24 protein-coding genes, 1 tRNA gene and 2 pseudogenes are annotated in these 25,385 nt (G+C 35.2%); 14 read left to right on the top strand and 13 right to left on the bottom strand.

From position 1 onward, the window contains the following. Nucleotides 1-110: 110 nt before the first annotated feature. Nucleotides 111-383 carry an HU family DNA-binding protein gene (locus tag Q5W13_RS18570; RefSeq protein ID WP_155596098.1) on the top strand — a complete coding sequence of 91 codons (273 nt, stop codon included), beginning with the start codon at nucleotides 111-113 and terminating at the stop codon, nucleotides 381-383. A 111-nt stretch (nucleotides 384-494) separates the two neighbouring features. After that, on the top strand, nucleotides 495-1,055 hold the full coding sequence (locus Q5W13_RS18565; protein WP_155596097.1) for a YqgE/AlgH family protein: 561 nt from the start codon (nucleotides 495-497) through the stop codon (nucleotides 1,053-1,055). A gap of 20 nt (nucleotides 1,056-1,075) precedes the next feature. Here Q5W13_RS18565 and Q5W13_RS18560 read toward each other — a convergent pair whose 3' ends face one another. Together Q5W13_RS18560 and Q5W13_RS18555 are read right to left on the bottom strand one after the other, a co-directional pair. Then, nucleotides 1,076-1,921, bottom strand: a complete 846-nt coding sequence (locus Q5W13_RS18560; RefSeq protein WP_304444040.1) for an aminotransferase class IV — start codon at nucleotides 1,919-1,921, stop codon at nucleotides 1,076-1,078. Between the two features lie 57 nt (nucleotides 1,922-1,978). Beyond that, nucleotides 1,979-2,362 (bottom strand): START-like domain-containing protein, encoded by a 384-nt coding sequence (locus Q5W13_RS18555; RefSeq protein ID WP_304444039.1) that lies wholly within the window; start codon nucleotides 2,360-2,362, stop codon nucleotides 1,979-1,981. Nucleotides 2,363-2,499: 137 nt separating this feature from the next. Here Q5W13_RS18555 and Q5W13_RS18550 point away from each other — a divergent pair. After that, nucleotides 2,500-2,573, top strand: a tRNA-Met gene (locus Q5W13_RS18550). A 371-nt stretch (nucleotides 2,574-2,944) separates the two neighbouring features. Here Q5W13_RS18550 and Q5W13_RS18545 read toward each other — a convergent pair. Next, nucleotides 2,945-4,393: a DNA/RNA non-specific endonuclease gene (locus Q5W13_RS18545; protein WP_304444038.1), complete on the bottom strand. Its 1,449-nt coding sequence runs from the start codon at nucleotides 4,391-4,393 to the stop codon at nucleotides 2,945-2,947. Nucleotides 4,394-4,770: 377 nt separating this feature from the next. On the opposite strand from Q5W13_RS18545, the gene Q5W13_RS18540 reads away from it, so the two are divergent. The 10 genes and pseudogenes from Q5W13_RS18540 (at nucleotide 4,771) to Q5W13_RS18495 (ending at nucleotide 14,646) form a co-directional block, all read left to right on the top strand. Beyond that, nucleotides 4,771-5,298 (top strand): RNA polymerase sigma-70 factor, encoded by a 528-nt coding sequence (locus Q5W13_RS18540; protein WP_304444037.1) that lies wholly within the window; start codon nucleotides 4,771-4,773, stop codon nucleotides 5,296-5,298. A gap of 80 nt (nucleotides 5,299-5,378) precedes the next feature. After that, nucleotides 5,379-6,371 (top strand): FecR family protein, encoded by a 993-nt coding sequence (locus Q5W13_RS18535; RefSeq protein WP_304444036.1) that lies wholly within the window; start codon nucleotides 5,379-5,381, stop codon nucleotides 6,369-6,371. 123 nt (nucleotides 6,372-6,494) lie between these two features. Further along, a complete protein-coding gene (locus Q5W13_RS18530; protein WP_304444035.1) occupies nucleotides 6,495-7,289 on the top strand; it encodes a carboxypeptidase-like regulatory domain-containing protein in 795 nt (264 codons plus the stop codon). Nucleotides 7,290-7,299: 10 nt separating this feature from the next. After that, nucleotides 7,300-7,458 (top strand): annotated as a pseudogene (locus Q5W13_RS18525) (TonB-dependent receptor plug domain-containing protein); the annotation flags it as partial. 27 nt (nucleotides 7,459-7,485) lie between these two features. Continuing rightward, a complete protein-coding gene (locus tag Q5W13_RS18520) occupies nucleotides 7,486-8,127 on the top strand; it encodes a hypothetical protein (protein WP_304444034.1) in 642 nt (213 codons plus the stop codon). Further along, nucleotides 8,106-9,977: a SusC/RagA family TonB-linked outer membrane protein gene (locus Q5W13_RS18515; RefSeq protein ID WP_368662573.1), complete on the top strand. Its 1,872-nt coding sequence runs from the start codon at nucleotides 8,106-8,108 to the stop codon at nucleotides 9,975-9,977. The genes Q5W13_RS18520 and Q5W13_RS18515 overlap by 22 nt, the downstream gene beginning before the upstream one ends. Before the next feature lie 11 nt (nucleotides 9,978-9,988). Then, entirely contained in the window at nucleotides 9,989-11,377 is a 1,389-nt protein-coding gene (locus tag Q5W13_RS18510; RefSeq protein WP_304444033.1) for a RagB/SusD family nutrient uptake outer membrane protein, read from the top strand. Nucleotides 11,378-11,386: 9 nt separating this feature from the next. Next, nucleotides 11,387-12,343, top strand: coding sequence for a glycerophosphodiester phosphodiesterase family protein (locus Q5W13_RS18505; protein WP_304444032.1), 957 nt, complete (start codon nucleotides 11,387-11,389; stop codon nucleotides 12,341-12,343). A gap of 1 nt (nucleotide 12,344) precedes the next feature. Then, on the top strand, nucleotides 12,345-13,205 hold the full coding sequence (locus tag Q5W13_RS18500) for a glycerophosphodiester phosphodiesterase family protein (protein ID WP_304444031.1): 861 nt from the start codon (nucleotides 12,345-12,347) through the stop codon (nucleotides 13,203-13,205). A gap of 28 nt (nucleotides 13,206-13,233) precedes the next feature. Then, the gene (locus Q5W13_RS18495; protein ID WP_304444030.1) at nucleotides 13,234-14,646 is read left to right on the top strand and encodes a purple acid phosphatase family protein; all 1,413 of its coding nucleotides are present in this window, start codon (nucleotides 13,234-13,236) and stop codon (nucleotides 14,644-14,646) included. Between the two features lie 119 nt (nucleotides 14,647-14,765). On the opposite strand, the gene Q5W13_RS18490 is transcribed toward Q5W13_RS18495, so the two are convergent. Continuing rightward, entirely contained in the window at nucleotides 14,766-15,524 is a 759-nt protein-coding gene (locus Q5W13_RS18490; protein ID WP_304444029.1) for a hypothetical protein, read from the bottom strand. 361 nt (nucleotides 15,525-15,885) lie between these two features. On the opposite strand from Q5W13_RS18490, the gene Q5W13_RS18485 reads away from it, so the two are divergent. Further along, nucleotides 15,886-16,041 (top strand): hypothetical protein, encoded by a 156-nt coding sequence (locus Q5W13_RS18485; protein ID WP_155596093.1) that lies wholly within the window; start codon nucleotides 15,886-15,888, stop codon nucleotides 16,039-16,041. A gap of 53 nt (nucleotides 16,042-16,094) precedes the next feature. Here the strand turns inward: Q5W13_RS18485 and Q5W13_RS18480 are convergent, their stop codons facing one another. The 9 genes and pseudogenes from Q5W13_RS18480 to Q5W13_RS18435 form a co-directional block, all read right to left on the bottom strand. Beyond that, complete coding sequence (locus tag Q5W13_RS18480; RefSeq protein WP_304444028.1) at nucleotides 16,095-16,775, bottom strand: endonuclease/exonuclease/phosphatase family protein; 681 nt, start codon at nucleotides 16,773-16,775, stop codon at nucleotides 16,095-16,097. A 380-nt stretch (nucleotides 16,776-17,155) separates the two neighbouring features. After that, nucleotides 17,156-18,154 carry a PD-(D/E)XK nuclease family protein gene (locus tag Q5W13_RS18475; protein WP_304444027.1) on the bottom strand — a complete coding sequence of 333 codons (999 nt, stop codon included), beginning with the start codon at nucleotides 18,152-18,154 and terminating at the stop codon, nucleotides 17,156-17,158. Continuing rightward, entirely contained in the window at nucleotides 18,155-18,772 is a 618-nt protein-coding gene (locus tag Q5W13_RS18470; RefSeq protein ID WP_304444026.1) for a hypothetical protein, read from the bottom strand. It abuts the gene before it with no gap. A 139-nt stretch (nucleotides 18,773-18,911) separates the two neighbouring features. Further along, a complete protein-coding gene (locus Q5W13_RS18465) occupies nucleotides 18,912-19,187 on the bottom strand; it encodes a hypothetical protein (RefSeq protein WP_304444025.1) in 276 nt (91 codons plus the stop codon). Nucleotide 19,188: 1 nt separating this feature from the next. Next, nucleotides 19,189-20,388: a GIY-YIG nuclease family protein gene (locus Q5W13_RS18460; protein ID WP_304444024.1), complete on the bottom strand. Its 1,200-nt coding sequence runs from the start codon at nucleotides 20,386-20,388 to the stop codon at nucleotides 19,189-19,191. Next, nucleotides 20,381-20,836 carry a hypothetical protein gene (locus Q5W13_RS18455; protein ID WP_304444023.1) on the bottom strand — a complete coding sequence of 152 codons (456 nt, stop codon included), beginning with the start codon at nucleotides 20,834-20,836 and terminating at the stop codon, nucleotides 20,381-20,383. Before Q5W13_RS18455 ends, Q5W13_RS18460 begins: the two co-directional genes overlap by 8 nt. Nucleotides 20,837-20,852: 16 nt before the next feature. Then, on the bottom strand, nucleotides 20,853-22,052 hold the full coding sequence (locus Q5W13_RS18450) for a DEAD/DEAH box helicase (protein WP_304444022.1): 1,200 nt from the start codon (nucleotides 22,050-22,052) through the stop codon (nucleotides 20,853-20,855). Then, a complete protein-coding gene (locus Q5W13_RS18445; RefSeq protein ID WP_304444021.1) occupies nucleotides 22,037-22,321 on the bottom strand; it encodes a hypothetical protein in 285 nt (94 codons plus the stop codon). Before Q5W13_RS18445 ends, Q5W13_RS18450 begins: the two co-directional genes overlap by 16 nt. Nucleotides 22,322-22,324: 3 nt before the next feature. Then, nucleotides 22,325-25,040: pseudogene (locus Q5W13_RS18435) on the bottom strand (class I SAM-dependent DNA methyltransferase). Nucleotides 25,041-25,385: the final 345 nt, after the last annotated feature.

Genomic DNA, 25,385 nt, shown 5'->3' with positions numbered 1-25,385 from the left:
AGTTATTAACAAAAACAGTGATTTCCCCCCATTTTACTTGCGTTGGAAGGAAATCCCTATAAATTTGTTTAACATTAAAATACGTTTAACAACAATTAATTAATTAAATTATGAACAAAACAGAATTGATCGATGCAATGGCAGCAGACGCCGGCATCACAAAAGCCGCAGCAAAAAAAGCATTGGAATCTTTCTTAGGAAATGTTGAAGGATCTCTTAAAGGAGGTAACAGAGTTTCTTTAGTTGGTTTTGGATCTTGGTCAGTATCTAAAAGAAATGCAAGAGAAGGAAGAAACCCTTCTACAGGTAAAACTATCCAGATTGCAGCTAAGAACGTTGTAAAGTTCAAAGCAGGATCTGAATTGGCTAATTCAGTAAACTAGTCTTACTAGCCTTAATATTAAAAAGCGTCTACATTGTAGACGCTTTTTTTTTATTCATACTTGCTTTTTATAAGAAATGTCTTATTTTAGTTATCATTAGTTCATATAATTATGGTAGACCTAAAACCAGAAAAGGGCAAGCTCCTTATTGCAGAACCAACCTTGACCGGAGACGTATCCTTTAATCGCTCCGTAGTTCTCTTAGCAGAACATAATAAAGAGGGCTCAGTTGGCTTTATTTTAAATAAACCATTAGAGTACACCATTGGCGAACTCATAAACGAGATCGAGATACCTTTTCAAGTTTACAACGGTGGCCCTGTAGAACAGGACAACCTTTACTTTATACATAAAGTTCCAGAATTGATTACCAATAGCATTGAGATTTCTGATGGTATTTTTTGGGGCGGTGATTTTGAGGACACTATAGATCTTATAAATCAGAAAGTTATCTCAGAGGAAGACATTCGTTTTTTCCTTGGTTACTCCGGTTGGTCTTCCCTTCAACTGGATAAAGAGTTATTATCCAAATCATGGGTGGTTGTAGAGAACGATTATGATAGTGCATTAATCCATAAATCTTCCGAAGCATTTTGGAAAGAAAAAATGGTAGAATTAGGAGGAGATTACCTTCTTTGGTCAAATTCTCCAGAAAATCCAAGTTTAAACTAGGTACTCCCCTATTCTTTTTGCTATGAAAGCCTTGCGGTGGCGTTTAGCTTACCCAAAAGCTCTTTTGCTACAGTACTTCCAAATTCTTTCTTTCTGTACCTTGTAATGGGTTGTATGCCCGCAATGCTATTTGTAATAAACAGCTCATCTGCCTTTTGAAGTTCAAAAGGAGATATTGAGGTCTCTTCAAACTGATACCCTTCAATTTTACCAAGAATATCTATCAACTTTTTACGGATGATTCCGTTTAGGCAGCCATCTTTTAAAGGCGGCGTTTTTATCACACCATTCTTAACTAAAAAGATATTCCCGTTTAAAGCTTCAATTACTTGTTTTGAACTATTTAAGAGAAGGCAATTTTGATAGTCATTTTCTTTGGCAAAAATACTACCTACAACATTTATGATTTTGTTGTTTGTCTTTAAGGTTGATAACATATCTGCATTAACATAGAAATCCTTAAAAAGCTCAACCTCATAAGCATCTTCACTAAGTACGTAAAAAGGATTTTTAAGCGGCAAAGCTTCTATGCAGTAGCTAATTTCATTAGTGGTAGGTAAATATAAACCTCCCTTTTCCCTAAAAACGGTAAAGCGGATGCGCGCCTGAGAATTAGACAAACTGTTTGCTTCAACCGTTTCACTAATTTTTGACTCCAAGAATTCCATGGTAAAATCCATAGGTATCTCCATTCGCAATACGCGCATAGAGGCCATTAACCTAAGATAATGGTCTTCCCAAAAAAACAGTTTTCCGTTAACCATTCTCATGGTTTCAAAAAGAGCATCGCCATAGCGTAAGCCCCTGTTTTGGTGGTCTAAAAATTGTGTATTTTCCTCTAGTAGATTTCCGTTGTAATTAACCATAAAAAAAGTCCCGATGATTATCGGGACCAAATATAAGGTGATATTAGAAGAATACGATTACTTAGAGCCTAAAACCTGTTTAAGATCCGTTACTTGATTAGTCCAAAGCATTTTTGCTTCATCTACTTCGTCTTCTTCTGCAAAGTCAGTTATAAAAAGTGAAACATCTTTGGTGATTTCATCTACGATTATTTTTAATTCAAAAAACGAATCGTCTTCATTTTCCACCCATGCGAATTTCACAAACTCGTCACTTTTACGTTTTAACAATTTGGCTTCTTCTTCAGAACCGTCCCATATAAAACTGAACACTTCACCCTTCAAATTCACGTTATCAGCAAACCACTCTGAAAGACCTGATGGGGTAGATAAGTATTGGTATAGCAATTGTGGTGAAGCTTGTATTACAAATTCTAGTTCAAATTTTATTTTATCGTCCATTCTTTAGTGTTTACGATGGGCAATATATAGATTTCCTTATGATAAAAAAATAAAAGAGATAGAATAATTTTATCAAAGTATTGCCGAGGAACAAGAAATAAACTTTACATTTGCAGCCGTTATCAAAATAATTATGCGGCGAGGTAGCTCAGTTGGTTAGAGCGTCGGATTCATAACCCGGAGGTCGGGGGATCGTGCCCCCCTCTCGCTACATCAGTAAAAACAACGGTTTAGTTCATTCTAAACCGTTTTTTTTATGTCCATATTTCTCGGGGTAAGCAGACAGGTTACCAATTTTTCCGCCTACCAATACAATCTTCTAAAACTCTCAAAAGAAAGGCTCTAGTCTGTTCGAGACCAAATCTTTTGCTGAGCAAACTAATAACAAGGCCATTGAAAATGTCTTTGTATGGCCTGCAGATGCAATCAGCACAGAACCTGAACCAGAATGCAATCAGGGCCAAAAGTGCCGGGAATGTCATTACAAGAGGCTTTTGAGTTTTTATTTAGTTATACCCATGAAGCACCCTAGGTAGTCACCTATACTAAATTAAATCTCTATCAATTAAAAAAACCTGCTAGCTAAACTGACGGTTCCGTATCCACAGTAGACTCTAAAACAGATTCTATAGTATCGGATATATTCTCCAGAAGGTCATACCCCGTTAAGCTCTCTATGTTATCTACCGTAGTTTTGAATTGTGTCCAATCCGTATTTATATCTTGGTCATTAGGTACAAGTACAGCAATCACCCTTGTGGATGTGGTCACACGTTGAATATCATTAACTCCATTAGGCAAAATTAACGCTACTTTCCAGAAAGAATCGGGGACGTTTATTTCTCCGTTGGATATGGTATTTGCAGACCCATTGCTTCCCGTTCCACCGGTGCCAACAACCCCAGAAATAATATGGACTTCATTACCCTCTAAAGTCAGTGAACGCAAATAACTTTCCAGATTGGCCCATGACCTACGGTTATTATCCGGGGCCTGCGGTGCTATATTGGTCATATAATAAGTATTCTCATTTGAGTCTTCGCTACCATTACGGTCCGCCGAAGGGCATAAATGGCCCCTATCAAACCCGGAATTAGTATAATCACTAGTCGTTGCTCTAAAGAAAATACTTGGAAGTGTCGTATCCGACTTGAAACAGTTACACCTTGAAGTTGTACCCGTCCATGCTGTGCTTAAATGCCAGCTAACCCAGTTGGCCGTTCCGTTACTATTATTATATGATAGGCTAAAATCTGGTTTAGAAAGGAAATAATTATTAGGAGAGGAAGCTGCATCAGAAGGATTTCCAAAAGTAAGGTTACTATCCATAGATGGACTATCCCCTCCTCCTGATGTATCTACATCAATTTCAATATTATCTATATTAATTCTATTAGAACCTCCAGAAATTTTATAGATACCATACCGAACACTTTGGGTATCATTCACTTCAAATGTAACCGTATTCAATGTTGTTGAATTTGTGGTAATCGTGTCTCCAACAAAGTACCAAGTTACACCATCATCATATGATGATACCAATCTCCAATTAGATGCTCCATTACTACCATATGCAGCATGGCGCACAAGAATACTGCTAGCTCCATTATCCATATTGAAACTCATGGTTAATGAGCCGCTATTTCTAATTCTTACGGATTTAGATCCAAACTTTCGGTCGTTCGTCAAGGAACCTAAAAGGGCATCATCAAGATACCAGTCTCCTGAAGGGGATAAACTTACACTACCTCCGGCATAGCTCCCTTTTGAACCGGACTCAAAAGTTTCTGTAAACCCAACATCTTTTGCTGTTAAGCTTTGAGATTTATGTTTATGTGGACCTTGATTATCATAGTAATAGGTGGGAACATCCAGTTCACCATTTATTGTAATTCCTTCTAATGGAGTTCCTTCTATTGGAATTTCCTCATAAATAGAATTATCCGGATGATATTCATCTTTAGAACAACCAATTAGAAAAAAGGATACAAGAGCAAAAAGAGAAACGTAATTCGGGGCGAAATACTTCATAGGGTTAGTTACTTTTATAGTTTACATTAGAATAAAATGTAAATATAATGTAATACTTTACCTACTTTAAATGTAGTGTGTAGAATGTTAAGATATTAACATAAATGGTATAGAAGTGAAAACTCTAAGTGAGCTTGATTTTATCAAAACTTATAATTAATACGACCTTACCTCTATCACCTCACATTAATCATATCAGCTCATGCCCTACAACCATACAACAACCCAAAAAAAAGCATCGGTGAATCTCAACATGGTCTAAATCATTAAATCAACATACGCCCTTATAATTTCAAGTTATTATAAGACAAAATTAAAGTTTAGGTAATATGTGGGTTAAGTTATCTGGGTAACATTGCAAGTGTTAGACCACACCTATGAAAATTTCAAATACCAATTTGTTTTTGCTTACCCTCAAAGACAACGAAGTTGCTTTTAAACAATTATATGATCGGCTCTGGAAAAGCCTCTACCTATTCTCCCTGAAGTTATTAAAGAACGAAACAGAAGCCAAAGATGTGGTCCAAGATGTTTTCTGTAATCTCTGGACCAAAAGAAAAGAATTGGAAATCAACAATGTACAATCCTACTTATTTTCTGCTACCAAATACAAGTGTTTAGAATATATAAGAAAAAATAAAAATTATACTGATTTACTAAATCAGATCAACCTAGCTGATGTAGAAAATAATACTGAACGAGAATTAGACTTTAGAGAAACAAAGTCCAAAATAGAAATTGGTATCAACTCTTTACCGTTAAAAACCAAACAGGTTTTTACCATGAGCAGGTATGATGATCTTTCTAATAAAGAAATTGCTCATAAATTAAATATTTCAATAAAAACTGTTGAATACCATATTACCCAATCAATCAAACGATTGACCCCTGTAATTGCTTCATAAATTATTTTTTTAAAAAAAAAGTACATTCTTCCTTAGGGTCATTGATCATTTTATACTCTTACTAATAGAGCACCATAATAATGACCGAAAAGGAACTTCAAAATTTAATCGACAAATATACTTCAGGTCACTGTACCCAGAAGGAACAAGAATTTTTGGATAAAGTTCTGGATATTTATAATGAACCGGACGCACCTCTAACTGAGATTAACGATGAGTCCATTATTCAAAATGAAATATATTCCAACATTATTAAAAAGAGAATTGACTCAACTAAGAGTCAACCTAAGAATACGTATAAATGGTTAAAACTTTCTGCAGCAATCGTTTTGTTGTTATTTAGTTTAAGTGCTGTTTTCTACAATGTCTATCCTTCTGCCAAATCCGATGTCGTCGCACAGAGATTTATAACTAAATCCACAGAGTGGGGTCAACGTTCAACCATAAAATTAAGCGATGGGACAAAAATCTCTTTAAATGCGGGCAGTAGTATTGAGTTTGCTGAAAACTTCAATGATTTATCTACAAGAGAGGTAACGTTAATTGGCGAAGCATTTTTTGAAGTAGCAAAAAATCCTAACAAACCTTTTATAATACATACTGAAAATGTTACTACTCAAGTATTGGGAACTTCATTTAACGTTAATGCTTATGACTTTGTCCAAAATATTTCAGTTACCGTCAGAACGGGAAAAGTCAGGGTTCAATCTAAAAGTAAAGAAGGCAAATTAAACACGGTTTTTTTAACTCCTAATCAAATGGCCGAGTATAGTAAAAACGGTGATAAAATAACTACTTCAACCATAGCAAACGAAAACTATTTAGATTGGAAAAACGGAATCATCAGATTTAACGATATCACCTTTCAAGATGCATCAAAAATGCTGAAAAGATGGTATGGAATAAAAATAGATTTCCAATCTCCATCACTCAAAAACTGTCATATTACGGCTCGTTATGAAAAGGCAAAGCTTCATGTAGTTCTTGAGAGTATAAAGTTTGCTACCAAAGGAATGGATTACGAGTATTTAGAAGGAAACTCAATTTTATTTAAAGGATCATGTAACCACTAAAACCAAATTACCATGTAAAATACACTTAAAACAAAAAAGCAGCCTGTGACACTTTGGCGAGGATCAACAGACTGCAAGGCATTTAACGATTAAATAGATAACCATTAAACATTCTGTGAAGTTATGAATTCACCAAGTATTAAACAATTTATTGCGCTGACAATGAAAATTACCGTTCTTCTTGTGATTGTTGCGTTAATGAACCCTCTTTTTGCGTCAACGGTTGAGGCCCAACGATTAGACCAAGTTTCTGTAGAACTATCACTAAAAGATGCCTCTATTGAAGAGGTTATTTCAACTATTGAAAAGCAAACTACTTTTAACTTTGTATACGGGAGGGGAATTACCAATTTGAAAAACCGATACAATTTTAATTACAGTGGAGTTTCTCTGAAATCCGTTTTGGAAATTTTAGCAAAAGATGCGGGTCTTGCTTTTAGACGAATAGATGAGAATATTTCTATTGATAGACGTAAACAAACCGAAAAAAAAGTTGTCGACCTGCTTTTTCAACAAATTGAAGGCAGAGTTTTAGACGATACTGGTGAACCCTTACCCGGAGCCTCTATCGTAGAAAAAGGAACCACCAACGGTACGGCTACAGATTTTGATGGAAACTTCAGTATTAACGTAGGTCCGGATGCGGTTCTGGTAGTGTCCTATATTGGATATAACACTGAATATGTGCCGGTGGGAGAACAAGTTCAAATGGATATTCAATTATCAATGGCTTCTTCCGCCCTACAAGAAGTTGTGCTTATCGGTTATGGTCAACAAGCAAGAGCAAAGGTTGTTGGATCGGTCTCTGAAATAAAAAGCAGCGAACTTGAAAATGTTACAGCTGCTAGTGTAGATCAACAATTAGCTGGTAAAGTTTCAGGTGTAATTATCAACCAATCAAACGGTCAGCCATGGTAATGATTCACAGATTATAATTAGAGGTACGGGAACACTCACCGCTGGTACAAATCCACTTATAGTAGTAGATGGGTTTCCACTTACTGAAGGAAGCTCTTTAAGCTCAGTAAACCCTAATGATATTGCTGAAATTAATATTCTAAAAGATGCAGCATCAGCGTCCATTTACGGATCACGTGCAGCAAATGGTGTTATCTTGATTACCACCAAGTCTGGTACACAAAACCAAAAGACAACGGTTACTTTAGAAACCTACGGTGGGGTACAACAACAAAGCTCCGGAGTAGAACTTATAGATGGATACGAGTTCGCACAATATTTAACTGAGGCAAGAAACTGGGGTTATGTTTCTAAAGACCCAACCAATAGAAGTGAAACGGATCCAAACTCCGTTAGAGTTACTAAGCTTATAGAAGGAAAACAAATAGATGGGCGTGAATTGTTCTTGCCAGAACTTACTCCTTATCTAAATGGTGAATCGGGACTGGTTAATACTAATTGGAAAGATCAAGGCTTTAGAAATGCCGCTGTATCTAACTATGCACTATCTGTTTCTGGTGGAAATGAAAAAACCACTTACTACACATCCTTGGGATACTATGACCAAGAAGGTGTTGTTGTCGGTACAGATTTTAAGCGCTACTCGGGTTCAGTTAACCTACAAAGCCAAATTTCAAAAAAAGTGAAGTTTGGCATCAATTTAAAGCCTACTTATTCTATTGAAAACTCAGTTGACCAAGGTAGTAGAAGTAATGGTGTTCTAGGTCTGCTCCCACTTAGCTTTCCTTTTATGAAGCATATAATGCAGATGGCAGTATTAATATTAGTGACCAATTAGTTAACGAACAACATGAAATAGAAGGTGTTCGTATTAACGGTACTCCTGTAGAAAACCTTGTTGCAACTGCCAATCTTATAACCGATGTTAAAAAACGTTTTAGAATCTTTGGTAATGCATTTATTGATGCTGAAATTTTGGATGGATTAACCTATCGTTTCTCTTTAGGTGGAGATTACGATTCTTATGTTCGCGATTACTACTACCCAATTGGCGTAGGTTCTTACAGAACCCCTGCTCCACGGGCAGATGCTAATGGTGAACAGCAAAAACAGAACAAAATTAACTATCTGTTAGAAAACACTTTGACCTATGACAAAAGCTTTGGAAAACACCATCTCAATGTATTAGGAGGGTATACTTTTCAGAAGGAAAATACCGATTACACAAGGGTCATTGCTACTGGATTTGCTGATGACAATATCCAAAATATAGCAGGAGCCAGTGCTTTTACTGCTTCTGCAGATGTTGGAATTTGGACTTTGGAATCCTACTTGGCGCGTTTACAATATGATTTTGATTCTAAATATCTATTAACGGCAGCAATTCGCCGTGACGGATCGTCAAGGTTTGGCATAAATAATAGATGGGGTAATTTCCCTTCTATAGCTGCCGGCTGGGTCTTCTCTAGAGAAAACTTTTTTCCACAAAACGATATAGTAACGTTTGGTAAAGTTTCGGCCAGCTGGGGACAAACTGGTAATAATCAGATTGGAACATATGCTTCAAAAGCACTTGTAACCGATTCCAATTACGTATTTGGTGGTGGTATTGCTCCGGGTTACATCACAACATCGGCTCCAAATCCTGATTTAGGATGGGAGGTTGCTTCTTCCCTGAATATTGGTTTAGACCTTGGGTTGTTCAACAATAAATTGAACTTCAATATGGCCTATTACAAAACGAATACGAAAGACTTACTCTTAGATGTTCCCGTTCCTCAGCAAACTGGTTATGACAACGTATTAGCCAACATTGGCGAAATGGAAAATCAAGGTTGGGAATTTCAACTATCCGGAAACGGTTTTTATTTAGGAGACCTTATGGTTGGCTTTAATGCGAACCTTACTTCTTATGAAAATAAGGTGCTGGCATTAGGACCAGGACAGGATAAAATTGCTACGGGTAGAGACCAATTGTTCACAACACAGATCGGACGGCCCATTGCGGAAATTTATGGTTACACTTTAGACGGTGTATTCAAAACCCAAGATGAAATAGATAGCACACCACACTTGGACGGAACTTTAACTGGAGATTTAAGAGTTGTGGATATTAACAATGACGGGGTAATAGACGATGAAGATAAAATTTCAAAAGGTACCTACGCTCCTGATTTTACTTACGGCTTTGGTATTAACCTAGATTATAAAGGGTTTACCATGAGTGCTAATTTTATTGGAGTGGAAGGAAGAACCCTTCTTGATGGTGATTTAAGTTCTATAACTGAATCTGGAGAAGGATTTGGAGTACCAAACACCTATTATTTTAACAACAGATATCACCCAGTAAACAATCCTGATGGATTTTTAGGACAACCAAATTTTGGTAATTACTCCAACTCAAGAAAAATTTTGAGAAGTTCTGTTACTGTAGAGGAAAATAATGGTGACTACCTAAGATTTAGAGACCTAAGATTAGGGTATAATTTCCAAAAGGATTTGTTGGACAGAATCAAGCTTTCTGGTTTACAGGTGTATTTTTCCGGTAACAATTTATTCACAGCAACAAAATGGAGAGGCTGGAATCCTGATGGAACTTCAAGCGATATTTTAACATCAGGTTATAACACTGGTGGAAACTATCCTATTTCAAAAACCTACACTATTGGTTTAAAAATCACATATTAAAAAGCTAAAAAATGAAAAAGTATATATATCTAACTATTGCAATTGCTGCTCTGGGCTTAATAAGCTGTGAAAAAGAATTAATACAAAACCCTTCTACCACCAAGGTTGCGGATAACTTTTATTCGAATGAAGCTGAAATGGAAGAAGCTGTAAATGCAGTATTCGCTACACTGCAATTTACAGGCGTTTATGACACGGCCATGCCCGCTGTGGGAGAATTGCCAGGTGAAGACGCCTACGATGAGACTCCGGCAAATGATGGTGGCGTTTACGGTATGCTAGATGATTTTATAGTAATACCTCAGAGTAGTTTAGTTGCCAATGTTTGGAAAGATAGCTACCAAGGTATTCAACGAACCAACATTGTTCTAAATCGGATTCAAGAAGTTGATTTTGAGGCTCCTGAAACAAAACAGGCTAGAATTGGCGAAATGCTTTTTATCAGATCGCTTCTTTACTTTAACCTTGTTAGAACCTTTGGTGATGTACCTCTAGTAACTGACGAAGTTGAAAATCCACAAGAGTATTTTGGACAAACAAGAGCAGCAGTATCCGAAGTTTATAAGCAGATTATCGCAGATTTAACCGAGGCTGAAAAGAATCTTCCTATCCGTAATGATAGTAATAAAGGTAGGGTTGTAAAGACTGCTGCTCAAACTCTTTTGGGAAAGGTTCACTTAACCTTGGGAGACTATGCCAACGCCAAGTCTAGCCTACTTAAAGTTGTAGCAGCTAAAGCTCATAAGTTGGTTCCCGTAAATGAAGTTTTTTCTCCTGACAATGAGCTAAACGAGGAGTTGATTTTTGTTGTTCAGTTTGCCTCTGGAACAAATTCTAATAGTGAAGGTTCTGATGCCTATAGGATGTTTAACCCTACTGGAAGGCAGGATGGTGGACTATCTGGCACAAAAGGACACGGAGTTCTTAAACCAGATTTTTTCTCTCTTTACGAGGATGTTGATACTCGTAAAAATGTCTACGTGGGGGTGTTGGAATCAGGACTGGCCTACACTAACAAAATTGCAGTACCTACAACTGTAGTTGGTGACTCTCCTAGTGACTGGACCGTACTACGCTATGCAGATGTGCTTCTAATGTTGGCTGAAATTGAAAATGAATTTGACAACTCTACCACGGCGGTTGATTACTTGAACGAAATTCGAAACAGAGCAAATCTTGGGGATTTTAGTGGTTCAACCGATAAGACTTCGGTATTTGCGGAAATAGATTTACAGAGACGTTTAGAATTGGTTTGGGAAGGTCACCGTTGGTTTGATCTCTTACGTCAAGGCCGCGCACAGTCCGTTTTGGGCATCACAGATGTCAATAAATTATTACTACCGTTGCCTGCAAGTCAAATTGCGGCAGATCCGGCATTGGTTCAAAATCCAGGATACTAAGAATAGAACATGAAGAACAAGATAATACATACAGCAAAAGTGCTTTTGTTTTTGCTTTTCGGAATGCAAATAGTTGTGGGACAAGAGTCCCACAACGCATCCCAAAGCAAGGCAGCGCAAATTTTATATCAACTTAAAAATCCGACAGCGGAATACATTGTGGCTATTTCCCATAGGGGAGATTGGCGTTATGCACCGGAAAATTCATTAATGGCCATTCAACGATGTATTGACTTAGGTATTGATGTAATTGAATTGGATTTTAGACTTACCAAAGATGGTTATCTAGTGGCTATGCATGACACCACGGTTAATAGAACAACTAACGGAAGTGGAAAAGTTAGTGAATTGACATTGGCCGAAATAAAACAATTCCGCCTAAAAAATGCTGCTGGAGTTAGACATTCCAACCAACAAGTGCCCACGCTAGAGGAGGTTATGAACTTGGTAAAAGGAAAGGTGATGGTGAATTTGGATAAAACGGAAAGTAAATGGGTTAGGGAATCCTATGAAGTTTTAAAAAATACCGGAACCGTAGACCATGCTATTTTTAAAGGTAATGATGATATTAAGGTGATGCGCCAAAAATATGGTTCTCTTATGGATAGTATTATATACATGCCCAAACTTTGGTACAAAAATCCAAAGGTAAAAGAGCTATACCAAGGGTTTGAAAAAGACATTAATCCGTTTTACTACAAAACCATCTTCGACACTGAAGAAGCTGAACCCCTTTTAATAGCCAAATCACAAATGAAAACTAATGGAGATGGCTTTTTGGCCATTGCCCTTTGGGATGAGCTGTGTGCAGGTAGAACCGATGAAATGGCATTATTGGAAGGCCCCGATAAAGCTTGGGGCTGGTTAGTGAAACAAGGAGCCAATGCCATCATGACGGATAGACCTGCAGAACTCATTCAGTATTTAGAGAGCAAAGGCCTAAGAACTATGAAAACAGTAAATTAAAATGATGAAAATAAATCTAAAAATAGGCCTTAGCACTGTTCTATTTGCTTTTGTGTGCATTACCCAATGTTACTCTCAAACAACCAAGGCAGATAGTATTTTATACGATTTTAATCATAGACCAGAAAAGATTCTAGTAGCGGCCCATAGGGCCGCTCACCAGAATTATCCAGAAAATTCAATTGCTGCTATTCGTGAGAGTATCCGCTTGGGAATAGAAATTGTTGAATTGGATATCCGGGTTACCAAGGATGATAAATTGGTAGTGATACACGACCGAACCGTAGACCGAACCACCAATGGTACCGGTAAGGTAGAACGTTTAAAGTTTGATGAAATACGGGACCTTCGTCTTAAACACAATGAGGCCTTAACCGAAGAAATAGTTCCCACTTTTGAAGAAGTATTATTAGAAGCGAAAGGAAAAATGTTAATTGATGTGGATTTTAAGGCTTCCCCAAAGCATATTGATAAAGCTCTAGCTCTTATCAAAAAGCATAAAATGGAAGACCAGATTATCTTCTTTTTATACGACCATAAACTATCGCCAAAACTTCATAAAAAAAGTCCTGCCATTCAAATCATGCCCAGAGCACATAATCTAGACGAAGTAGAGGAAATACTAAAGTGGGATTACATTAAAGTTATTCATGTAGACGAAAGTTTTTATGATGACGCACTTATGAAACGTATATTAGATGCTAACGTACGGGTATGGATGAATGCTTTGGGAAAATATGATGCTTTGGAAAAAGCAGAGAGAAATTCTGGTTTTAATGCCTTATTACAGCAAAAAAACATCAATATCATTCAAACGGACCTTCCAAAGGAATTGCATGAATTTCTTTTAATTGAAAAGTAGTGTTACCTAAACTATAATTTTGCATCAGATGAAACTAAGACCTATTACTTCCTTTTTAAGCCTTCTTTCTTTATTAATCGTAAGCAATGGTTCTGCTCAAGAAAACGAAGACCTTAAAACACATGGTCACAGCCATTATAAATCACATACCAACGTAGTAGGTCATAAACTCATCTTTCCTTCTGAAGTTCCTGATCGCATTATTATCAACCTAACTGCAGACCCCTCTCATAGTTTTGCGGTAAATTGGCGAACCGAACAATCTGTAGATTCCGCTTTTGTAGAAGTTGCCCTAGAATCCCATGGGCCAGAACTGAGGCTACCCGGTAATTCTCGAAGTATCTTGGCTACCACGCAGCTATTTGAAAACGAAAATACTAGGGATAACGAACCTAAAGTACAAGCGGCATACCATTCAGCTTTAGTAGATGGTCTTCAGCCGGGAAAAACTTATGTATATCGCGTTGGTTATGGAGCACCGAATGCTAATACTTGGAGCGAGTGGTTTCAAATAGAAATGCCAAGTAAGGATATAGATGAGCCTTTTAGCTTCGTATATTTTGGAGATGCACAGAACGATGTAAAATCTATGTGGTCCCGAGTCATTCGTAAATCTTACAAAATGGTGCCGGATGTTGATTTTATGCTCCATGCCGGAGATTTGATCAACCACAGTGAATCCAACGAAGAATGGGGCGAATGGTTCTATGCGGGAAGCTACATTCATGCTACGGTACCAAGCGTAATGACACCGGGCAATCATGAATATACAGACGGTAAGCTATCCAGCCTATGGAGCCCCCAGTTCAATTTGCCACAAAATGGACCTCAATTGGAGGAAATGGAGACCTACTATACCCTAGATTATCAAAACATGAAGCTGATTTCTTTTGATGCAGAACATTTTGACGAGCACCCTGAATCCCGTAAAGAGGTAATGAAATGGTTAAAAGAAACCCTCTCCACGAACACCCGTAAATGGGTTACACTTTTTATGCACTACCCTATCTATTCTACGGCAAAAGGACGCGATAATAAGGAACTACGGGAAGCACTAAAGCCTTTGATTGACCAGTATAAGGTAGACTTGGTATTGCAAGGACATGATCACACCTACGCTCGCGGTAATGATTTAAATAAGGACCAAGGCAAAACCATTATTTCCGATGTGGGAACTATTTATGCCGTATCGGTTAGCGGTCCAAAAATGTACGAATCGCAAGATCAGGATTGGATGGCACGTCGCGGCGAGTATACCCAACTTTTCCAGATAATTACGGTATCTAAAAACACCATAAAATACCAAGCTTTTACACCTTTAGGAGGGTTGTATGATAACTTTGAACTACAAAAAGATAATAACGGGACAAAAACTTATCAATCAAGAAGCAGAACTTCCTTTACGGTTGAAAAAGAATTTGATTGGGGAGTAGTATTTTAGTGAGGTTCCTCTAGATATTACGAACCTACCTTCAGCTAATAAAACATTATTTAGCCCCTACATATCACTTCCTGTTTCTCATTACTCCATCTTCTTTTTATACAATTCAAATTTTATAGTTACTCCACAAAAGAATCTACATTATTATTGTGCAGGGGAACATGCTTCTGAACAATATAAGGAGTTACTGCTTTCAATGTTTTTCCGCTGACGGGATGTAAACCTGGATAGGAGAAAAACTCATATACTTTGTCTTCATTTCTAAAATACCAAACCAATGGTTCGCCTTTCTCATTGAAAAAATCATAGGCCAAATAAACCTGAATCTTTTTTAAGTTTTTAAATTCACTTTCCACATACGGAATCACCTTTGTACCATATTTAGAATATGGTCCTTTATCACAGGAAACCTTAACGTAGGTTGAATCTGCCCATGTCATACAATTAGCAGATATGATAGTTTCAGAATCTTTGGTATCAGGTTTCCTTTCTGGCATTAGAAAAATTATGGCTAAACCAATACATAAGAAAATCAACAACGCTACCAACCACTTTTTGTTTGGCTTCTTTTTAATTGGAGTGGTTACAACGTCATCAACACTTTTTTCTTCCTCAGTAGATTTTAGAAATTCCGCATAATTCGCAAACCCTAAATATTGACACAAAGGCTCTATGAGTTTAGGTTTCAAATCATCTTGAGGACCAACTTCTCTTTTATGGATTTTGGTATAATAGTCTCGCAGGGTACGCTCACTAATTGTATAGTTATAATCGTCCTGTAAGACATCAGAAAGGTGTTGAGCCAAATGCGTCTTTTTATTTGATCCTATTTCCTTCTCCGCTTTTTTAAAAGCAAGGTTTAAAATTTCTAGTGACATAAAGTTGGTTGGTTTGGTGTCTAAAACTACTGATTATAGCAATTCCATGGAACTTATTTTCCGGAATTTCTTTTCCATCGTTTCTCCATAGATTAAAATCTCTTCTCATTTACTTTGTCTTCGAGATGATTGCCGCTATGCATTGCTACCATAGCGTTTCTAGAAAAATCATTTCATAAGGAAGTCCCGGAATACAGTCGGCAAAAAGACCGATTGAGAAGTAGGTTTCTAACCACTGTATTCGGATTTCCACTTCTCAAAACCGGGAGACGTCCCTTCATTTTTTACGCGATGTATTCATCGCAAAAATAACTGAGTATAAACTCGGACGGCCACCGGCATGTCCAGAAAATTCAATAAGATGAAGCGAATATTTTTAGCCATAACAGTCATAGTTTTTAATACATTTCTATTTTCCTGCGAAGACCAAACTACCTCGGAAACAGATAATTTATATCATACCCAAGCTACCGAAGGTGACGACGGAAATCCACCAACAACACCCCCACGTGGATAGATACACTTTTAAAATATTGGGGCTGTACTTTTAAAGTACAGCCCTTTTACTTCTTATTCAATTTCAAACTCCAACAGTACGGGTAAATGATCAGAAAGTTGCCGAGCACTTATTAAGTTCTCGCAAAATTTTACAAAGTCAACTACTTTGCCTTCTAATTTTGATATCTGCGGGGAATAGAAAATATTGTCAATAGCATGGTTTACATACACATTGTTTTTACATACACTTTTTAAAGTTGTTTTCCTATTTACTATACTCGCTTTAAATCCAGCTTCCTTAAGTGGAGTGAAAACCGAATCTTTCTCATTTACATTAAAATCCCCAGCTAAAACTAAAGGGCTTTTTATATCTAAACTTAGAAGGTATTGTGTAATTGCAGTAATCTCTGCTTCGGGATTTTTATCATGCGGCCTAGAGTGAAAATTTAAAACAGTCAACTTTTGTCCTTTAATAAAAAAATCAAGGAAGAATGGTTCTCGGTCTACAAGCGAATCTAATTCGGTTATAAGTTCTCCCCTATTCTTAATTTTTATGTTCTTGGTCTTCCAAATAAAGGCATAACGTTCGGTAACATATTTAGAACTGTGGGTAGGGTTGCTAATTACATAATCCCATTTAGCTCCTTTTCTATTAAGATTATCGGCAAGTTTTGCCACTGCTTGGGCACCACCATAACCGGACACCACTTCTTGTATGGCTACAATATCGGCATCACGCAGTATATCTGCCATTCTATCTAATTCTTCACTGTTTTTTGTTCTTCCAAAGTCTCTTATGTTCCAAGATATAAGGCTTATTTGTTCTTGTGCGAATCCACTAAAACAAAAAAAGATAAGTAGATAAAAAAGCGGTTTTCTAACCATAGAATAATTTATTATGGAACGAAATTAATACAAATAGATTTTGTTGGTTACGGATATCTGTAAAATAGAAATAAAGGGTTTGATCCCTTTTATATAAGACAATTTATGTACTTATTTAGATTATGAATTATACACTGAGCAGAAAAGATACTGTATTAAGAAAGAGGTAATTGACACCTAATTTGATTACCAATTCTTTAAAAATATCTTTAAGATTTTAAAGCTCAATTTATAAAACGCCAAGACAATTACTTGTGCAGGTTAATAAAAAAATCTAATTTCTCAAAACTACTTGTAAACCAATTTTGGATTTCTTTATCCGCATTTTCTTTGTTTAAAAACCTTCCTAAATCCTCCTCTAATTGAAAAACAGTACCAATATCGTATTCAATTTTTTTAAATTCTGAAGAATTTTCTAAATTAATATAAGTTGTAAAATGTTCATTTTCCTTATATATAAGAATTCGGGTAATCATTTTTAAATTTTCAAACTCAATACCATATAATATTTCAGACAACTTGTCCGTCTTTGATGGTAACTCCTTCTGCACCAAGTACACAATTCTATTGTGATTTCTAATTTGGTCCCAATTAAAGTTCTTGTTATAATCGACTTTGCCAAATCTCTCGGTAAATTCCGGTTTGCTGTTGTCTACATGAAATTCAACAATTTCAATAGTTTTTCGCATACTTTCCATAGCAATTAGATTATCGCTCCTTAAAGTGTTGTCTTGCGCCATTTTATGTTCTTTTAAAAATTCTAAGTATAAATTTACTACTGGCTTATCTTCAAATGTTTGCAAAAATTTTGCTACTTCATACCATCTAAATTGGGAAAAGTCAACATTGACTTTATGAAAATCTTCATTAATATTCTTAGGGTCAGAATATTTTGTGCAATACCGTAAATACTTGCCTTTTCCATCGTGATGTTTAATTAACGCCTTAGCATAGCGTTCCAACTGTTTATCTCCTTCTGAAGATTCAACTTTGTTTTCTACAAAGCAAACATTAGTATCGCCAATAAAAACTAAGTCTATAAAGCAATTGGGTTCGTTGGGTATATCCTGAAAATATTGTGTATCAACTGTATACTCCTCTTCTGGCAGATTCAAAAACCCTGAACAAAAAGCAGCACAAATATCAGGGTGCATTTTGAGAATGCCCGCAAAAGATTCAGTATTAAAATCCTCTAATGGATTCTTAATACTACTGTTTCTGTATAATTTGTATAAACTATTAAACATTTAATGTCTGCCGCAGTGAGGTTTAAAATGCCTAGCAACTGCTTTTTCTAAAAGCTTTAAATAATCATCTCGTAAATTACTAAACCCAAATACTTTCAAAGTTATATTGATGTCAAGGCCACTGGCATAGCTGGATAATTGCAACCCCTGTGTTGCATCCGTACCATAATAACCTAAATGTTGATTAATACGCCCAGCAATATTAGAATGTTTTTGTTTTGTTTTTTCTCCCTTACCTGTCCTAATTCCAACGTAAATTACATTGCTTTGAGAACCCTCGTACGCTTTTAAAGCTTTAGCCGGAACATTTCTATAACCTTCGTTATTTTTATTCTTTCTATAGTTATTTAATAACTCTATAAGTGTATCTCTTTTTTCTTTATCTTCAATTTCAAACCAGTAAAGACAGTGATTTTTCATTTCTTCTAGCTTTTCAAATAAATAAAAAAATACTTCTCTATCATAAGCTTCATTAATACCATTCTTATACTTTTCTAAGGTATTAGTATTAAATACAAACTTATAGCCATAAGAATGATTTATGGATTCGTCCGTAATTTCAGCTACTATATTGTTAATGAGTTGATCTATGCTATCTGTAACCTTTTCTAAATTCATAAATTTTAAATATTCATTAAGGACTTAGTCTAACAAATTACACCCACCTATGAAATTGATTAGCAAAACTCAAATAGTTGAAAATAAATACGTTTATAAAACTGGCAGCTTCTGCGTTTCCAAAAAAACCTGAAAAAAATTAATCCCTCATCTCATTAACGATGTACTCTGGCTCATACCATTCACTATCCCCTTCCCCAATCGCTTGGATTTTACAACTCAAATCTGTTGAAAACACATATCTATAGGCAGAAATTTTATTTAATTTTAACACTCCAGATTGTGTTTCCCCAATCATTTTGAAACGCCAGTTTCGTTTTAATTTTCTAGAATAAAAAAGTATATGCCTAGGATACATTCCCGTTTCTTCAAACTCAATAAAGCCACCCTGTTGGAACGTTACCTCAAAATCCATTTTATTTTTCTTTTAGAGTTTGTAATTGACTATCATATTGCCATTTAATAATATCGCCAGACAAAATCAATTGAATAACTTTTTCTATTATTGGCAATGGGGCAACAAACCATTCTCTAGGGGTAATTCTACGTCCTTTATCATCAAATACATCGATGTTTAGGCATACTTCAGCAAAGAATCTATGAAGTAAATGTTCAAATTTTTGGGTATTCATATTGTAGCACTTGTAACCATCTACTATGGTAACGTCTGCCATTAAATAAGTTGGCTCTTTAGCTGCGTTTCTAATACGTTCTTGAACTGGAACAGTTGAGAAGCCTATTTTATATAAATCTGTTATGGATGCTATTTCTGGTTTCTTAGATTTAGATTTTAATATATATATCCAACCAGTTTCTAAATCTTCTTCGTTTAAAATATTTGCGTTTTTAAAAAGTTCATCTTCATTGGAATAATCAGGGTTCGTTACCATTTGACCATTATCGTGAAGGACTTTATACAACGATTGAAACATCATTTCTGATTGTGTACCATTCTCAAAAATCGTTTTAGTTCTACCATCTGGCCTATTATGTATTCCACTTTTAAACTCTTGAATTTGTTTCTCCCAATCCACATTTTCCAAATAAAGCATAACACCATTATTGATATAGTATTCATTGGGCTTTAAGGATTCATAATTGAAATTGACAAGTTTTCTTTTTCCCTCTCTTAACTCCTTGTGTACTTCTTTAAATTTAACCTCGTAGGGGACAAAATCTTTGTTTTTCATTGCCTTTCGATGAGCTACAAAATCAGATGCAGTTCTTTCTGTTGAACTAGGTACATTTTTTAACTCAAAAATTGAAGCAGTTTCCTCGGTATCTAAAATACCCAAATCATCATCGTTTAAAATATCTGCTACTGACTTTACTTCTTCTTTTGTGTTTAAAAGATTATGTGTGTCAAAGGGTTTCAATATTTCAACTTTCTTAGCATCTTTCCTTAATGCCTTTAATCTTGACAGGAGTTTAAATTCGGTGACATTGGTTGCTTCGGGTTCACGATCATTTTTTTCAAAAAAAGCATTGATTTCCTCGAACGATTCAATTAAGCGTTCATCTTCAGATTTTACATTAGAGTTTTTGGGTTTAGAATCTAAAATTCCAAACTCATCATCGTTAAAAATATCGTCAAGGCTTAATTTCTTTTTACTCATTTGCTTTTGCTTTACGCTTTTGCTCTTTTAAAAATATAATTGCCTCTGCCAAACGTCTTTCTTGGGGGTCGAAAGATTGAATGCTTGGTTGCTCACCTGTTTTTTGTATCCAGTTTTTAATTTTAGGCCACAGTATAATTGCTTCTTCATCGGTCATTGTTATTCTTGTAGCATCAATAGTTTCTTGAATTGCTTTGAATACTGACGCAGTTACAGATTTTGATAATATTTCAAATGCTTTTTGAAATGGATTGATTGTGTCTATTAAATCGATATTAATATCATCAATATTAACAAAACTATCTGCCATACGTATAAAACGCTTGTCGCCAACTTCTTCTATGGTAGCGTTTTTTATAACGGAATCTACTACTAAGTGTTGACGAACAGACTCAACCTCCTCATCTGTTAAGTCAGGGTATGTTTCTTTAATGATTTTAGGTATCAATACTTTATTAATAACCTCAGGATCTACATTGCCAAGGCATTGCTTTTAGCATCTGCTGGTCTTGCATAACTTTTGCCTTTAAATCATTAATATCACTTTCAATAATATCTTTGGCTCTTTGAGAACTTGGCAGTTTGAAACCATTTATTTTAAGCGTGTTTTCATCGTCTTCAGAATCATCTTCTTCACCTTCTTCTGGAAACTTTGGCTTAAATTTAAAGTTAGGAGCCAACACTTGCTCCATTAATAAAGATGCTGTAATAGCTTTTAGCATATTATTGACAGATAGTTTTACTAAATCATCTTCTGCATCTGGTTGTGCTATTAAATTGGTAAACTGTGAGTGCGATTTGTTTTCACTATCTCTTGTTGCCCTACCAATAATTTGAATGATCTCTGTTAATGAACCTCTATAGCCCACGGTTAATGCATGTTCACAATAGGGCCAATCAAAACCTTCTTTTGCCATACCTAAGGCTATGATAATATCTATATCATCTACACTTTTTACATTACGTAAATACTCTTGTATCTTATCTCTGTCTTTTGGGTTGTCGTGTACTAAATCTGCAATCTTAAGAGTTTTGCCCGTAGCTTTACTAATTACATATAGAACGCCCGTGTCTGGGTCTTGATAATCTAGGTCTCCTAATCCATCTACAATTCTATTGACCTCTTCATATTTGTCCTTTTCAGACTCACCTGAATTTACACTTGGAATGTGAATTATTGTTTTTTTACTTTCATCTAATATCTCATGTATAGCAGATGTATATTTTCCTTGATAAAAGTGATATCCAATACCTAATGATTTTAAATACTCATAACCATTTAATTGTTGGTAGTAATCATACTTTACTTTTGTAAATTTTGCTTCATCTTCAGGTAATAATATTGGTACAGAATCTCCTCTAAAAAAAGAGCCTGTCATTGCTACTACATGTGCGTTGGATTTCTCCATTACACTGCTTAAGACAACACCTAATTTATTATCACCATCAACAGATACATGGTGAAATTCATCTATTGCCAATAAACAATCATTCAGTTGTTTTTCGTCTATTGCATCAAAAGCAAAACGTAAAGTAGCGTGTGTACAGATTAGAATTTTTTCATCACTTTCTAAAAAGTTTAGAAAAGCTGTTACTTTACTTTTTTCTACTCCAGGTACATAAATTATACCTAGGGTTAGGTTCCCAATCAGCGAAAAAGCCAAACTTCTTTAATTCTGTTTTTTGCAAACGAACTACCAATAGACCGCTCTGGCACCGCAACAATAACTTTCTTTATATCTTGATTTATTAACTTATCTAAACCAATAAACATTAAGGCACGAGATTTACCAGAAGCTGGAGGTGCTTTAATTAATAAATATTGAGCTGTTCTTGCCTCAAATGCTTTTTGTTGCATTTCTCGCATACCATATGCGTTGGTACTTTTACTTTTTCCTGTTTGTTGATATTTTACATGTACTATATCTGGCATATATTAGGCTTTCTTTTTACGTGTTCTTGTAGGTTTTTCTAACAAGGTATTTTTATTTATCATCTTTTCATATTCTTTAAAAAGATATTCTAAACGCTCTGTATCACTAGTAAATGGTTTCAATCGATAACAACGTTCTATTGCTAAATCTAATTGATGATGAGCTTCTTTTAAGCCTTTAGGCATTTTATTTGGGTCATAGAGTTGGGCCATAGTTTTGCCTGAATGTTTTTCTCTCTCTCTCTAATATTTCAAATACGTGTAAATTAATTTGTTCTTTTTTTTTTTGAGATATTTCAGGGAATGGAAAAGTATTATAACATACGCTAGCAGAATAACGAATCCTCGTTTCCAATTTTCCTCCAACTGCTTTTATCCAGACAGTATGAATTTTTGAACTAATTAGCCCAAGAATCCATGGTTCTGGGTTGAATATGGCTTGCGCAGAGTCTGATACAATACAATTACTGTCCAAAAAACCTATAGGAAGATATTCTCTAAGTTCTGAAGATACTCTTGGTATAATTAAAGCTTCAACATCACTTGGACTACGCTGAGCAAATTTATGAGGAATAGAAGAATACCCATTCGTTGTTTTGGCTTTAGATGAAACTCTAAAATCAAAAACTTTATTGATTCTTTCTTTAATGTTTGAAATACTTTCGGCAAATTCTCTTTGATCATCTTTAATCCAAAGACACCATCTTTCTTTACCTTGAATAAACTCAGCAGAACCGAATAAAGGACGTAACAAAATTGAAGCACTATTATCAACTTGCAACAGTTTTTCTTTTTCCTCTGTTGTTAAAATAAGATTACCACCATCTCTTGCCATACTACCCATTACCATTTGAGGCAAGAAAAAGGAAATGGGTTTAGACCTTTTATTTATGAAAACAGTTGGCCCAGCGGTTAGATATGGATTGATATTTATTACTTGACCCTTATGACTGCCTGATATTAAGTATTTAGGATTAGAAGAATTATTCCTAATACCTATAATTACAACAGTTACTCCGGCATTTCCTTTGGCATTATTGGTCCATTTGAAAGACGGATAAGCAAAGTCTATTTCAATATTTTGATTAAATATTTTAGGCCATAAATAGGCTACTTGTTCGCCTTGACAAATTGAATTGGTTGAAACATATGACAACTTACTTTTTGAATTTCGGATAAATTCTGCACCAAGTATGAACCAACAAGTTATATAATCTGAATCTTTATATTCTTTACTACCTCTAAAAGCTAATTCAACATCTCTTTTTTGGTTTACGTCCTGTAATCTTGCGCCCAAATATGGCGGATTACCCAAAATATAGATTTCATCATCATCATTTTTAGGACAGGTATCTTCCCAATCTAAGCGTGTAGCATTCCCTTGTGTTATATGACCAGCTTCTTTTAAAGGTAAAATGTCTTCTGCTTTACCATAATCGTGAAGGTCACTAATAAACTCTTTGTTCATTTGGTGTTCTGCTAACCATAAGGATAAAATTGCCATTTCGTGTGCAAAATCGTCTAATTCTATACCATAGAATTGAGAAAGTTTAATTTTAGTATACACATCTGGGAAACCCAAATTAAGTTGGTTGGTAATTTCATAGATTCTTGATAAAATGGTTATTTCTAATCGCCTCAATTGTTTATAGGCAATAATTAAAAAATTACCACTACCACAGGCAGGATCAAACACTTTAATTTTTGCAATTCTATTAATGAGTTTAGTTAGTTTCTTTTCGTCGTTAAAGTGCTTTTCAAATTCTTCGTTTAGTTCATTTAAAAACAAAGGTTCTATTACCTTCATAATATTAGGTACAGAAGTATAATGCATACCTAAACCACTACGATAAGCAGGGTTTACCACTGCCTGTATCATAGAACCAAAAATATCTGGGTTAATTTCGCTCCAATCCAAATCGCCGCACTCAATAATTATCTTGCGAGCTTCTTTTGTAAACTTCGGTGATACAATGTCGTCTCTAAATAAACCACCATTCACATAAGGGAACTCTCTAAAATGAGACGCTTCGTTACTATTATCTTCGGTATTAAGAACCTTAAAAAGTCTATCTAAAAATGTATGTGTATCGCTACCATCTTTTTGAGTATGTTGCTCTAATGTATCTGTAAACATTCCCTCAATAGGAAAAATATCTGTGTCTTCTGCAAAAAAGCAAAAGAGTAAACGAGATAGAAATATATTTAAGTTATGTCCTCCATCATCGTATATACTAGGGTTTTCTTGTACTAGTATGTCGTACATTTTAGCCATCTTTTCAGATGCCTTTCTATCTGCGAAATTCTCGTTCTTCTGTGCGTATTTTTCTTGACCCGCCCATGGTAAAAAGAAACCAAAATGTTTATCTATTTCTAGAATAGGTGTATCTAATGCTAACCCTGTTCTTATATCTTTGGCTAATAATGTTTTGTAATCTGTAACTATTACAAAGCGTGGATTGTGCTTTAAAGAATCTACATCTTTAGTTAATTCATCAATAGTATTTAGAAGTGATCCAGCTGCAACTTCTTTGAAAAGCATTTTACTTTTATAAAGTACTTCTCCTTCAACTTTAGATAAATTGAAGTCTCCTTTTTTTAAACGTGTAATAGATGTTTTAGATATACCGTAGGCTTTCAGCAAATCGAATATAAATTCTTCTTTATTGAAGTTTTTAACTAAAGCTGTTACGTTTTTTTCTATTTGAGATGCGTTCATATATAAATTAGGTAAGCCTATGTTTTTAAAAAAAGTGGGGATAATTAAAGCTAATGAAGATGTAAATTAGTATAAATACTTACTAAAATCAACCAAGTATTTATGTAAATATTCGTTATTGATTAGTGCTTCTTTGTTTCGTTTAACAAATTCATGGAGTATTTTGTTTCTATTAGGAAACTTTAGAGCTTGATTTAGATGATATTCATCTTTATAGGTATGACATAATTTACAGATTACTTGCAAATTATGATCCTTACACTCCATTTTGTTTCCGTTAATATGATCCACATCGTAAAACCACTTATTAATTTGTTGATGATCGTTGTGATTGCAAATTTTACA

The organism is Zobellia laminariae (genome assembly GCF_030553095.1).
GTDB lineage: Bacteria > Bacteroidota > Bacteroidia > Flavobacteriales > Flavobacteriaceae > Zobellia > Zobellia laminariae.
The sequence above is the reverse complement of the archived record's forward strand: the minus strand, read 5'-3'. Positions and strand labels throughout refer to the sequence as shown.